This is a genomic window from Microbacterium sp. 71-36 (assembly GCF_001898305.1).
GTDB lineage: Bacteria > Actinomycetota > Actinomycetes > Actinomycetales > Microbacteriaceae > Microbacterium.
Map to the genome: position 1 here is coordinate 886,716 of NZ_MKTP01000001.1, position 12,450 is coordinate 899,165.

General features: G+C 72.4%; 14 protein-coding genes and 1 tRNA gene. 2 read left to right on the forward strand and 13 right to left on the reverse strand.

Going from position 1 to position 12,450, the window contains the following annotated elements:
• The first annotated feature begins 43 nt into the window (after positions 1-43).
• Positions 44-328, forward strand: a complete 285-nt coding sequence (locus BGO45_RS04405) for a (Fe-S)-cluster assembly protein (protein WP_022879049.1) — start codon at positions 44-46, stop codon at positions 326-328.
• 61 nt (positions 329-389) lie between these two features.
• Here the strand turns inward: BGO45_RS04405 and BGO45_RS04410 are convergent, their stop codons facing one another.
• The 12 genes from BGO45_RS04410 to BGO45_RS04465 all read right to left on the reverse strand — a co-directional run bounded on the left by BGO45_RS04410 (position 390) and on the right by BGO45_RS04465 (position 10,323).
• Positions 390-1,160, reverse strand: coding sequence for an enoyl-CoA hydratase-related protein (locus BGO45_RS04410; protein ID WP_292691274.1), 771 nt, complete (start codon positions 1,158-1,160; stop codon positions 390-392).
• On the reverse strand, positions 1,157-2,278 hold the full coding sequence (gene paaE / locus BGO45_RS04415) for a 1,2-phenylacetyl-CoA epoxidase subunit PaaE (protein WP_292691276.1): 1,122 nt from the start codon (positions 2,276-2,278) through the stop codon (positions 1,157-1,159). Before paaE ends, BGO45_RS04410 begins: the two co-directional genes overlap by 4 nt.
• Positions 2,278-2,757, reverse strand: coding sequence for a 1,2-phenylacetyl-CoA epoxidase subunit PaaD (paaD, locus tag BGO45_RS04420; RefSeq protein ID WP_292691277.1), 480 nt, complete (start codon positions 2,755-2,757; stop codon positions 2,278-2,280). Before paaD ends, paaE begins: the two co-directional genes overlap by 1 nt.
• Positions 2,751-3,578, reverse strand: coding sequence for a 1,2-phenylacetyl-CoA epoxidase subunit PaaC (gene paaC / locus BGO45_RS04425; protein ID WP_292691279.1), 828 nt, complete (start codon positions 3,576-3,578; stop codon positions 2,751-2,753). The genes paaD and paaC overlap by 7 nt, the downstream gene beginning before the upstream one ends.
• On the reverse strand, positions 3,575-3,880 hold the full coding sequence (gene paaB / locus BGO45_RS04430) for a 1,2-phenylacetyl-CoA epoxidase subunit PaaB (protein ID WP_292691280.1): 306 nt from the start codon (positions 3,878-3,880) through the stop codon (positions 3,575-3,577). The genes paaC and paaB overlap by 4 nt, the downstream gene beginning before the upstream one ends.
• Positions 3,880-4,836 (reverse strand): 1,2-phenylacetyl-CoA epoxidase subunit PaaA, encoded by a 957-nt coding sequence (paaA, locus tag BGO45_RS04435; protein ID WP_292691281.1) that lies wholly within the window; start codon positions 4,834-4,836, stop codon positions 3,880-3,882. Before paaA ends, paaB begins: the two co-directional genes overlap by 1 nt.
• Entirely contained in the window at positions 4,833-6,902 is a 2,070-nt protein-coding gene (gene paaZ, locus BGO45_RS04440; RefSeq protein ID WP_292691283.1) for a phenylacetic acid degradation bifunctional protein PaaZ, read from the reverse strand. Before paaZ ends, paaA begins: the two co-directional genes overlap by 4 nt.
• Positions 6,902-7,744 (reverse strand): 3-hydroxyacyl-CoA dehydrogenase family protein, encoded by an 843-nt coding sequence (locus BGO45_RS04445; RefSeq protein ID WP_292691285.1) that lies wholly within the window; start codon positions 7,742-7,744, stop codon positions 6,902-6,904. The genes paaZ and BGO45_RS04445 overlap by 1 nt, the downstream gene beginning before the upstream one ends.
• A complete protein-coding gene (locus tag BGO45_RS04450; RefSeq protein WP_292691286.1) occupies positions 7,741-8,478 on the reverse strand; it encodes an enoyl-CoA hydratase/isomerase family protein in 738 nt (245 codons plus the stop codon). The genes BGO45_RS04445 and BGO45_RS04450 overlap by 4 nt, the downstream gene beginning before the upstream one ends.
• A 120-nt stretch (positions 8,479-8,598) precedes the next feature.
• The gene (locus BGO45_RS04455) at positions 8,599-9,462 is read right to left on the reverse strand and encodes a DUF4436 family protein (protein WP_292691287.1); all 864 of its coding nucleotides are present in this window, start codon (positions 9,460-9,462) and stop codon (positions 8,599-8,601) included.
• A gap of 34 nt (positions 9,463-9,496) precedes the next feature.
• A tRNA-Arg gene (locus BGO45_RS04460) sits at positions 9,497-9,572 on the reverse strand.
• A 16-nt stretch (positions 9,573-9,588) separates the two neighbouring features.
• Positions 9,589-10,323, reverse strand: coding sequence for an NRDE family protein (locus BGO45_RS04465; RefSeq protein ID WP_292691289.1), 735 nt, complete (start codon positions 10,321-10,323; stop codon positions 9,589-9,591).
• A 67-nt stretch (positions 10,324-10,390) separates the two neighbouring features.
• Between BGO45_RS04465 and coaBC the strand changes: the two genes are divergently transcribed.
• Entirely contained in the window at positions 10,391-11,593 is a 1,203-nt protein-coding gene (gene coaBC / locus BGO45_RS04470; RefSeq protein ID WP_292691291.1) for a bifunctional phosphopantothenoylcysteine decarboxylase/phosphopantothenate--cysteine ligase CoaBC, read from the forward strand.
• 12 nt (positions 11,594-11,605) lie between these two features.
• Here the strand turns inward: coaBC and BGO45_RS04475 are convergent, their stop codons facing one another.
• Positions 11,606-12,445: a DUF2510 domain-containing protein gene (locus BGO45_RS04475; protein ID WP_292691293.1), complete on the reverse strand. Its 840-nt coding sequence runs from the start codon at positions 12,443-12,445 to the stop codon at positions 11,606-11,608.
• Positions 12,446-12,450 lie beyond the last annotated feature (5 nt).

Sequence of the window (12,450 nt, forward strand, 5' to 3'; positions counted from 1 at the left end):
ATCGTGGCTGGCCCCTGACGTCGACACAGAAGGAGAGTCACCCATGCTGACGCTCACCGAAGAGGCCACCACCGCCGTCAAGACCATCGCCGCCCAGCTGCCCGACGCCGCCCAGGGCGGTGTGCGCATCGAGGGCGCCGGCTCGCCGGAGTCGCAGTTCCGGCTGTCCGTCGTCGACGGACCCGAGCCCGAGGACGCCGTCGTGGAGAACTCCGGCGCCCGGGTCTTCCTCGACGCCGACGCCGCTCAGGTGCTCGACGATCGCGTGCTCGACGCGCAGCTGGACGGGCAGGGCTCCGTCCAATTCGCGGTGACCACGCAGGCCTGAGTCCTGTTCGACGATGCCCCGGCCGCGCGCCGGGGCATCGTCGTGTCCGGCCGCGGACGCGTCACCGCCCCAGGAACTCCGGCGGGCGTTTCGCCTGGAACGCCGCGAAGCCCTCGCGGTAGTCGTCCGTCGCCGCGAGCGCGGTCTGTGCCCGGGTCTCGGCCGCCACCACGTCCCACAGTCCGAGCCGTTCGTCGCGCCACCGGGCGAGGAGGCGCTTGCTCGCCACGAACGCCGCCGTGGGACCCGCCGCAGCCCGCTGCGCGGCCGACATCGTGGCATCCCGCACCTCGTCGGCGGGGACGACGCGGGAGAAGAGCCCGGCGCGCACCGCCTCGGCGCCCGTGAGCATCCGCCCGGTGTAGACGAGGTCGAGGGTGGCGTGGATGCCGAGCCGCTCGGCGAACAGCGCGTGGCCGCCCGAGTCGAGGGTCGCGCCGAGCGCGGCGAACGGCGAGCCGATGCGGGCGTCCTCGGCGACGTACACGACGTCCGTGGCGACGAGGAGCCCCAGCCCGACGCCGAGGCACGCCCCGTGCGCGACGGCGAAGGTCGGCGCGGGGAACGCGGCGATCCGGTGCAGGAGCGGCTCGAGCGCCCCGTCGAGGTATCCGGACACGTCGTCGGTGGCCGGATCGACCCCCGCGATGTCGCGGCCGGCGCAGAACGCCTTCCCCTCCCCGCGCAGCAGCACGGCTCGCGCACCGTCCTCTTCCGCGCGCGCGAAGGCCGCGGCGAGATCGTGCAGGTCGGCGAGGCCGAGGGCGTTGCGGCGCTGCGGCGCGTCGAGCACGATCTCGGCCACGTCGTCGGCGAAGCCGTACGCGATCATCGGGCCCCTCCCCCGTCGTAGTCCACCCGGACCTCGTCCGAGGTGGGATGCGACTGACACGTCAGCACGTATCCGCGATCGATCTCGTCCGGCTCGAGTGCGTAGTTCTCCGTCATGGTCACCGATCCCTCGACGAGCCGGGCCCGGCAGGTGCCGCACACGCCTCCCGCGCAGGCGAACGGCACGTCGGGGCGCGCCCGGAGTGCCGCGGCCAGGATCGTCTCGTGAGCAGCGACGGGGCTGTCGACCCGGGTCGACTGCCCGTCGAGGGTGAACGAGATGCGTCGGACGGGCTCGTCGGCGCGCACACGGATCGCTCGCCCTCCCCCCGTCCGCGCGGGCGCGTCGCCGTCACCCGCGGTGAACAGTTCGAATCGGATGCGGTCGCGCGGGACCCCGACCTCGGCCAGCACGGTGCGGCACGTCTCGACGAGCGCGAACGGTCCGCACAGGAACCACTCGTCGACGGATGCCGGGTCGATCAGGCGGGACAGGATCAGGCGGATCCGTTCTTCGTCGAGGCGTCCCGAGAAGACGGGCGCCGCGCGCTCCTCCCGGGTCAGGACGTGATGCAGCGTGAGTCTCGCGGGGTGGCGGTCCTTGAGGTCGGCGAGGTCGTCGACGAACATCACGTCGGTGGACGAACGGTTGGCGTAGACGATCGTGACGCGGGACTCCGCGTCGGCATCCAACAGGGCGGTGGCGACCGCGAGGATGGGCGTGATCCCGGATCCCGCGGCGACGGCGACGACGTGTCCCCCGGGGCGGGCGGCCCGCGACACGAACGCCCCTCCGGGGCTCATGACCTCGATCTCGTCACCGACGCGGAGGTTCTCGTGCGCCCAAGTCGAGAAGCGGCCGGCGGGGTCGCGCTTGATCCCCACCGAGAGACGTCCGGGTGACGGGGGCCGGCACAGCGAGTACGAACGCCGGAGCTCCTCGCCCGCGACGACGGCGCGCAGGGCCACGTACTGTCCCGGCGCCGCGGCGAAGACGTCGGCCAGCTCCTCCGGGACCGCGAAGGCGACCTCGATCGCCGTCGCGGTCAGCGGACGCACCTCGACCACGCGCAGCCGGTGGAACCGCGCCCGGGTGGGGGTGGCATCCGTCGTCGCCATCAGAGGGCCTTGAAGTGGTCGAAGGGTTCGAGGCAGGCCCGGCACTCCCAGAGCGCCTTGCACGCGGTCGAACCGAACCGCGAGATCTCGCGGGTGTCGAGCGACCCGCATCGCGGGCAGGGCACGCTGAGCCGCACGCGGACGGGGCCGGCGACCGATCGGCCGGTCGGCGGGGCGATGCCGTACGCGGTGAGCTTGCGGCGACCGTCGTCGCTGAGCCAGTCCGTGGTCCACGCGGGCGTGAGCGTGGTGCGGACGACGGCGCGCTCGACCCCCGCGGAGGTGAGCGCGAGCAGGATGTCGTCGCGGATCGCGTCGACGGCGGGGCAGCCCGAGTACGTGGGGGTGATGGTGACGACGACCCGTTCGCCGTCGACCCGCACGTCGCGCAGCACGCCCAGATCCTCGATCGTGAGCACGGGCACCTCGGGGTCGCGGACGGCGGCGACGATCTCGCGCGCGGCGGCCGCGGTCACCATGTCGCCCCCGGGTGCCGTCGCGCGAGCACCTGCATCTCGGCGAGGAGCGGACCCAGCGCCGGATGGTGGAGGCCCGCCCGCCCGCCCGCGGAGGACGGTACGACGTCGGGAACGGAGACCTCCTCCTCCGCGAGCACCGCGCGCAGGGCGGCTTCGACGGGGGTTCGCAGCGTCGAGGGCCGCACGGCGACACCGGCGAGGTGCCGGTGCAGCGGCTCGTCGCGGAACAGCTCGTCGAGGAACGGCCACGTCGCGGCGAGCGCGGTCTCCAGCCGTCGGCGCGACTCGATGGTCCCGCCGGCCAACCGCAGCGTCCACTGCACGGCGTGATCGCGGTGGTAGTCGACCTCCTTGACGGCTTTGCCCGCCACGGCGAAGAGGACCGGGTCGGCGGATGCCACGAGCTCCCTGTACAGCTCCAGGAGATAGGTCGAGGCGAGCAGCTGCCGCGCGATGGTGTGGGCGAAGTCGCCGGGTGGGAGTTCGAACAGCCATGCGCTGCGGAACTCGCCCTCGTCGCGGAAGTAGGCCAGGTCGTCCTCGTTACGGCCGTCGTGGCTGCCGGCGTAGCGCAGCAGGGAGCGGGCGTGACCGAGCAGGTCGAGCGCGATGTTCCCGAGGGCCACGTCCTCCTCGAGTTCGGGAGCCCGCGCGATCCAGCCGCAGAGGTTCTGCGCGAGGATCAGCGCGTCGTCCCCGAGGCGGAGGGCGTACGCGGCGACGTCGGGCGCGACGGCGCGGGCCTCTCCCCCGGCGAGTTCGGCGGCGAGGTCGAGGCCGTCGACGGAGACGGTCCCGTGCGATTCGGAGGCGGCGCTCACAGGTGCGGCACCCCCTCGGCGGCCGTGTAGTAGACCGCGTGTCGGAAGTTCTTGCCCGCCGGCGACTCGAAGAACGCGCCCTTGGCCCCCGGGTCGCTCGTGGTCACGGCCTCCGAGGGCACGACCCAGACGGACACGCCCTCGCCGCGGCGCGTATAGAGGTCACGCGCGTTGCGGACCGCCAGTTCGGCGTCGGGGGCGTGCAGCGAGCCGACGTGCACGTGGCTGAGTCCGCGCGCGGCCCGGACGAACACCTCCCACAGCGGCCAGGTCTCGTCGGACGAGCTTCCCGGCGCGGCCATCACGCGGCCTCCCGCTTCTTCGCGGCGTAGGCGGCGGCGGCCTCGCGGACCCAGGCGCCGTCCTCATGGGCGGTGCGCCGGTGCTGCACACGCGTCGTGTGCAGGGCACCGCGACCGGCGAGCACCTCCTGGAACTCCGTCCAGTCGATCTCGCCCATGTCGTAGGAACCCGTCTCGCGGTTCCAGCGCAGCTCGGGATCGGGCAGGGTGACACCGAGCACCTCCGCCTGCGGAACGAGCATCGAGACGAACCGCCGGCGGAGCTCGTCATTGCTGAAGCGCTTGATGTTCCACGCCATCGACCGGGCCGAGTTGGGGGAATCGTCGTCGGGGGGACCGAACATCATCAGGCTCGGCCAGTACCAGCGGTCCACGGCGTCCTGCGCCATCCTCCGCTGCTCGTCGGTTCCCTGCATGAGCGTGAGGAGGATCTCGAACCCTTGGCGCTGGTGGAACGACTCCTCTTTGCAGATGCGCACCATCGCGCGGGCGTAGGGACCGTACGACGCCCGGCACAACGGCACCTGGTTGCAGATCGCCGCGCCGTCCACGAGCCAGCCGATCGCCCCGACGTCGGCCCAGATGGGTGTGGGGTAGGTGAAGATCGACGAGTAACGCGCTGCGCCGTCGATGAGCTGCCGGGTCATCTCCTCCCGCGTGATCCCGAGGGTCTGGGCCGCCGAGTAGAGGTACAGCCCGTGACCGGCTTCGTCCTGCACTTTGGCCAGCAGGATCGCCTTGCGCTTCAGGCTCGGCGCCCGGGTGATCCATGCCCCCTCCGGCTGCATGCCGATGATCTCGGAGTGCGCGTGCTGCGAGATCTGACGGATCAACGTGCGGCGGTACGCCTCCGGCATCCAGTCGCGCGGTTCGATGCGACCATCGGCCGCGATGACGGCGTCGAAGAGCTCCTCGCCGTCGATGTCGGAGACGGGAACGTCCGTGACCGTGGTCATACGAGCACCTCCTGGGGCTGCCATGTCTTCGCGACGAGGGTGAGCACGTCGTACTGCGCCACGACGGCGTCGTCCTGGTTGCGGATGACCGCGTCCCAGCGCACCTCGCCGTAGTCGTCGGTCTCGCGCGGGGTGATCTGCTTCGCGGTCAGGGCGACGCGGATCCGATCTCCCGGCGAGACCGGGGTGACGAAGCGCAGATTCTCGAGTCCCGAGTTGGCGAGCACCGGACCCGGTGCCGGATCGACGAAGAGTCCCGCCGCCCACGACACGAGGAGGTAGCCGTGGGCCACGCGTCCCGGGAAGAACGGGTTGGCGGCGGCGGCCGTCTCGTCCATGTGCGCGTAGAACGTGTCGCCCGTGAAGCGGGCGAACATCTCGATGTCCGCGAGGGTGACGGCCCGCTCCTCCGACATCACGGCATCGCCGATCCGGAGATCGGACAGCGGTTTGCGGAACGGGTGGGTGCCCGAGGCGTCGACATCGGCACCGGGATGCCACACCCCGGTGAGCGCGGTCAGCATGCGCGGCGACCCCTGCACCGCGGTGCGCTGCATGTAGTGGAGCACGGACCGGATGCCGCCGAGTTCCTCCCCGCCTCCCGCGCGACCGGGACCGCCGTGCACGAGGTGCGGGACGGGGGCGCCGTGCCCCGTCGAGGTGCGCGCGTCGTCGCGATCGAGGAACAGCACGCGCCCGTTCATCGCGCCCATGCGGGTGAGCAGCTCGGTCGCGACACCGGGGTCGTGCGTCGCGACGCTGGTCACGAGCGACCCGCCGCCGCGCGCCACGATGTCGGCGGCCTCGGCGACGTCGCCGTACTCGACGATGCTGGCGACCGGCCCGAACGCCTCGAGCTCGTGGACCGCCGGGATCGTGGCATCCGCGAACGCCAGGACCACGGGAGAGAGGAAGGCGCCGTCCTCCGCCGGCCCGGTCGTGCCGTCCGCGCGGCGCACCTCGGGCACGGCCGTGTCGCCCACGACGATCCGTCCGCCCGCCGCGCGCAGCAGATCGACCTGGCGCCGGACCTCCTCGCGCTGGGCGAGCGAGACGACGGGCCCCATCGTGACCCCGTCCGCGCGCGGATCGCCCACGACGACGCGCGCCTCGATCTTCTCTCGGAGCGCCTGGGCGACGGCGTCCGTGAGCCCCGCCGGCACGATCGCCCGGCGGATGGCGGTGCACTTCTGTCCCGCCTTGGTCGTGAGCTCCGTCAGCAGTTGTCGGATGTACGCGTCGAACTCGGGGGTGCCCGGGAGCGCGTCGGGACCGAGGACCGAGGCGTTGATCGAGTCCGTCTCGGCGGTGAACCGCACGCTCGGGCGGACGCCGACCCTCAGGCGCTCGGCGGTCGAGGCGCTGCCGGTGAACCCGACGGTGTCACCCAGGTCGAGCAGGTCGAGCAGGCCCGGGATGCCGCCGCTGACCAGTTGCAGCGCCCCGGGCGGCAACAGCCCGGTGTCCGCGGCGATCCGTACCCACGCCTCGGCGATGTACGCGGTCGGGGTGGCGGGCTTGACGATCGTGGGGAGACCCGCGAGGAAGGCCGGGGCGAACTTCTCGAGGGCGCCCCACACGGGGAAGTTGAACGCGTTGATCTGTAGGGCGACACCCGCGAGACGCGTGTACACGTGACGTCCGAGGAAGGAGCCGTCCTTCGACAGCGGCTCGACGGGACCGTCGAGGACGACCGTGCCGGCGGGAAGCTCACGCCGCGCCTTCGAGGAGTACGTGAAGAGGACGCCGATCCCGCCGACGATGTCGCTGAGCGAGTCGCGTCGCGTGGAACCTGCCCGCATCGACAGCGCGTACAGCTCCTCTCGCCGATCGTTCAGCGCGATCGCGAGGTTCTTCAGCACCATCGCCCGCTGCGGGAAGGTCAGCGCGCCCAGTCGTGGCCGCCCGACGCGCCGGGCGTGGTCGACGACGCCGGCGAGGTCGAGGCCGCGCGTCGTGACACGCACGATCTCCTCCCCCGTCGAGGCGTCGCACACCACGGCCGCGTCGGGATCGGGTTCCGGCAGCCACCAGGCATCACGCACGTAGCTCGGGAGAAACGACATCATTCGCTCCATTCGTAGAATCCGCGACCCGTCTTCCGGCCCAGCCGCCCCTCGTCCACCAGCCGTCGCAGCAGCGCGGGCGGAGCGAAGCGCGGCCCGAGAGAGCGCTCCAGTTCCTCCGCGATGCCGAGCCGCACATCGAGACCCACGAGGTCGGTCGTCCGGAGGGGACCGACCGGATGCCGGTACCCGAGCTCCACCGCGCGATCGATGTCCTCCGCGGAGGCGACCCCCTCCTCGAGCATGCGGATCGCCTCCAGGCCGAGCGCCACCCCCAGGCGGCTCGAGGCGAAACCGGGGGCGTCCCGGACGACCACCGCGGTCTTCCCGATGGCCTCGACCCAGCGCGTCGCCCTCGCCACGATCGCCTCCGCCGTCCGCGTGCCGCGCACGATCTCCACGAGCGCCGAGGCCGGCACGGGGTTGAAGAAATGCAGACCGAGGAAGCGCTCCGGCGACCGCAGCCCGGCAGCCAGGGCATCGATGGAGATGGACGAGGTATTGGATGCCACGACCGCCTCGTCCGCCAGGACGGCCTCGATGCGTGTCAGGGCCTCGCCCTTCAGCGCGCGGTCCTCGGGTACGGCCTCGACGACGAGGGCGGCGTCGGCGAACGCGGCCGGATCCACGCCGACCGTGAGCGCGTCGGCATCCGGAACCCGTCTTCCGCGAGCGGCGGACCGGTCGAGATCGGCACGCACCCGGGCCGCCGCGGCGTCCGCGGTCGCGACGTCGCGTTCGACCACGTGCACGCGGGAGCCGGCGAGGAGGAACGCGTGCGCGATCCCCGCGCCCATGCGTCCCCCGCCGAGGACGCCGACGACCGAGGGGGCGGCGCTCATGCCCGTCGCCCGTCGAGGAACGCCGTCATGCGTTCGCGCTTGTCGCGGCTGTCGAACAGCTCCGCCTGCAGTTCGCCGTCGAGCGCCGGGTGGGCGGCGCGTTCGGCCAGCAGGGCGCGCTTGGTCAGCTGCACGGCGCGCGCAGAACTCCGGACGATCCGGTCGACGAGCGCGTGGGCGGCGGTCATCACCTCGTCGGGCTCGTGGACACTCGACACCAGGCCCCACGCCTGCGCCTCGGCGGCGTCGATCAGGCGTCCGGTCAGCAGCAGCTCGCTGGCCCGCGCGTGGCCGACGATCTCGGGCAGGCGCCAGGCGGCACCGGCGGCGGCGATGATCCCGAGCCCGGGCTCGGGGTTGCCGAACCGCGCGCGCGGCGTGGCGATACGGATGTCCGCGGCGTAGGCGAGCTCGGCCCCGCCGCCGAGCGCCCACCCGTCGACCACGGCGATCACGGGCATCGGGAGATGACGGATGCGATCGAACGCCGTCGCATTGATCCCGCGACGGGCGTCGTCGCCGGAGCGCTCGCGCAGCTGCCGGATGTCCGCCCCCGCGGCGAACACTCCGCCCGCTCCCGTGAGGATGAGGACGCGCGGACGGCGTTCGAGGTCGGCGCACACCGCGTGCAGCGCATCGATCATGTCCTGATCGATCGCGTTGCGGACGTCGGGCCGGTCGAGGGTGACGACGACGCGGTCGTCAGCGTGGTCGACACCGATCGCAGCCGTCATCGCCGCCTCCTCACCGCGCCGTCGCGGTCGTGTCCCTCGCCCGCGTGATTTGCAGACCGATCGTTCAGTAATCATGCCACGGGGATGCCGCCCGGGCAACGGCGACCGGAACCGGACCGCTCAGGCGGGACCGCGCCGCACCCACGCGACGACGAAGATCACGAGCCCGGCGACCAGGGCGGCGAGCACCCACAACACGATCAGGTAATCGATCCACGAACCGATCGGCGGGGAACCCGGGAGGAAGTTGCGCAGCGGGATCGTCGCGAACAGCATCGCGCCCATCCACCCCATGACGGTCACCTCGACCTTGCGCCGTCCCCGCAGGACGATGATCGCGACCACGAGCACGAGCGCCGGGATGACCACCATCAGCGAGAGCAGCACGATACCGAAGGCGATCGTCGAGCCCGAACGGCTGACCGTGACGTCGACTGCGTTGATCCCCGGCCCCAGCGGCGTCTCGACGACCGCGATGTCCCACCCCGGGATGCCGCGCTTCGACGGCTGCACGACGGTCGGCAGGGACGTGGAGTCACCGTCGGCGTCGTCCTCGATGGCCGTCATGATCGACCGCACGGTGTACCGATCGAACGGCCACGTCTCGATCTGACCGTCCATGACCAGCGAGACGTCGATCGGCGAGATCAGGTCGCCGACGTCGTACTTCGTCGCCTTCGACCCCGCCACGGCGGAGACCAGCACGCCGAACGGCCGCAGCGCCTGCAGCCCCTCGGTGAAGGTTCCCCCCTCGCCCTGAGTGGGCACCACCGACACGGCGAGCCGGTTGGTCGTGGCATCCATCTTCTCCGGCGTGAGCGACAGCACGACGGTGTCGCCCGACGGCTCCTCCGCGCCGCTGCCGACGACGTCGCCGCTCCCGGCGTAGAGGGCGACGACCGTGACGTACAGCGCGACGAACGCCAGGACGCTCCCGACGATCCAGAGGACGGAACGACGACGGGACCGTACGGGCGTGCTCACGCAAGTCAGTGTGGCAGAGGGAGAGGGAACGATCTGGTGCCCCCGACAGGATTCGAACCTGCGACGCCCGCGTTAGGAGTGCGGCGCTCTATCCCCTGAGCTACGGAGGCGGGACTGCCCTCCAGCCTACTGCGGGCCGACCGGCGTGCCGGCGCGTAGACGCTGGGCGAGGGCGTCGTCCCACTCCCCCGGTTCCGACAGCACGGCTTCGCGCAGGTCGACGCCGTCGGGGCCCACCGCGACGGCGCACACGAGGAGGGATTCGAGCACGAGCCCGTCGTGCGCATCGCGCCGCAGCACCGAGGAGGCCGGATCGACCGTGGATGCCGCGACCACCTCGAGCCACGGCCCCCACCACTCGTCGCCGGCGGCGATCCCCGCCCGGCGGAAGTCGTCGAGCCAGCGGCCGATGCGCGGCGTCGCCCGATCGTCGGGCGCGTGGTGGGCGATCATGTGCGTGCCGGGGGCGAGCCGGGTGCGCCGGACGGCGAGTCCGTCCCATTCCACGACCGTGGCGCCGTCGGCATACACCTCCACGAGATTGAATCCGCGGGTCGGCGGAGCGGGCGGGAGCGTCCCGGCGACGGACTGCAGCGGGATGCCGCCGCGACTGACGACCTCGGCGTCGGAGCGCTGCGACAGGTCCTCGCGATTCAGCAGCACCGCCAGCCGCCGGGCCTCGGGATCGACGGCGAGCCACGCACCGCCCGCACGGTCGTCGCGGACACCGTGCACGCCCGGTTGCTGGGGCCACCACGGTCCGAGACCCCGCCACGGACGCTGCCGCTCCTCGTCACGGACGGCCAGCACGCGGACGGGCTGACCTCTCCCACGCGGGACATCGACGACCACGGTGCACATTCCGTCCACGCTACCCGCGCGGATGCCGCGGCCGGCGGGTGCAGCAACGACCTGGAAGACTGGCCCCATGTTCGTCGTCGTGGGAGTCACCGGGGGCATCGCCGCCTACAAGACCGTCGGGGTCGTCCGACTGCTGGTGAAGGCGGGACACGACGTCCACGTCGTGCCCACCGACGACGCCCTGCGCTTCGTCGGGCTGCCGACGTGGGAGGCGATCAGCCGCAACCCGGTGACGACGTCGGTGCACGACGACGTCGCGCGGGTGCGGCACGTGGCGCTCGGACAGTCCGCCGACCTGGTGATCGTCGCCCCGGCCACCGCGAACACGCTCGCGTCGATGACGGCGGGGCTCGCGTCCGACCTCCTCGGCACGACGCTGCTCGCGACGACGGCCCCGGTCGTGGTCGCGCCCGCGATGCACACCGAGATGTGGCGGCATCCCGCCACGGTGCACAACATGGACGTGCTCCGCGCGCGCGGCGTTCATGTCGTCGGACCGGCGGACGGGGCGCTCACCGGAGGCGACAGCGGCCCGGGGCGCATGTCGGAACCGGAGGAGATCGTCACCGCCGCGCTCGCGCTCGTGGAGCGCCCACGGGATCTGACCGGTCTCGCGGTGCTGGTCAGCGCCGGCGGAACCCGCGAGCCGATCGACCCGGTCCGGTTCCTCGGCAACCGCTCCAGCGGACGACAGGGCGTCGCGATCGCCCGCGCCGCCGCCGACCGCGGCGCGACCGTGACGCTCGTCGCCGCACACCTCGACGCCGACGTCCGCCCCGACCCGCGCGTCGACGTGATCGCGGTGGGCACCGCCGACGAGCTCGGACGGGCGATGGATGCCACCGCCCCCGACGCCGACGTCATCGTCATGGCCGCGGCGGTCGCCGACTACTCCGTCGCCGCGGTGTCGGAGCACAAGCTCCGCAAGCAGGAGTCCCCCGGTGCGCTCACGCTCGAGCTGGTCGAGAACCGTGACGTGGTCGCGGGCCTGGTGGCCGCCCGCCGCCCCGGCCAGACGATCGTGGCGTTCGCCGCCGAGACCGTCGACAGCGAGGAGGAGCTCGTCGAGCGCGCACGGGCGAAAGCCGCGCGCAAGGGCGTCGACCTGCTCGCCGCGAACGCCGTGGGGTGGACGCGCGGCTTCGAGTCCGCCGACAACGCCCTCACGATCGTGGGGCACCACGGCGAGGTCGTGGCGACGGCCTCCGGGTCGAAGGACGACACCGCCCACGCCCTCCTCGACGCGGTCCTGATGGAGCGAGTGCGCTGACCTCGCGCCGGGTCAGTACCCGCTGGTGTACTGCAACTGCTCGATGATCGGGATGATCGCGTTGAACAGCATCACGACCCAGATCGACGCGGCGATGATCGTCACGAGGGTCACCGCGATCCATCCCCACACCGGACCCAATCCCTTGCCGGTCTGGCGCCGCAGGACCACCGCGCGTCCGATGACGTAGACACCGACGCTCGAGATGGCGAGCACGGTGAAGCTCCACGCCCAGTGGAAGGGCTTCTGGATGCCACGGGCCCGCAGCTGACGCCAGTCGAGGAACGAGAACAGCACCGTCAGGGCGATGACGACGAAGCTGAACGCGGACGTCCCGGCCGTCACCACCAGCGACGACGACGCCAGATAGGGCGCCTGTTCGGGGAAGGCCGAGGCGTAGATCGATTCCTGGACGTAGGTCGTCCAGTCGAAGAGGAACAGCGCCACGACGGACAGCAGCGGAAGCGCGACGGCGAGCCAGATCCAGACCGTGTTCGTGGGGATGTCGGCGCGGGAAGGGGCGGGAGCCGCTGGAGCCGCCGCGTAGGCAGGGGCAGCCGGATAGGCGGGGGCGCCGGGGTAGGCGGGGGCGCCGGGCGCGGGCGGTGTCGCCGCGCCGGGGTAGGCGGGGGCAGCCGGATACGCGGGGGCGCTCGGCGTGACCGGCGCCTCGGGGGCTGCGCTCGACGCGGCCGGAATCGTTTCCGACGCCGACGGCGCCGCGGGGGCCTCGGGAGCGGCGGTGGCGGGTCGCACCTCGTCGGTCCACGCCGTGCCGTTCCACCGTCGGAGCCCGCCGCTGCCGGCCGGGTCGGGGTACCAGCCGTCGGCCGGAGTGGGCGTATCGGTCATGTCGT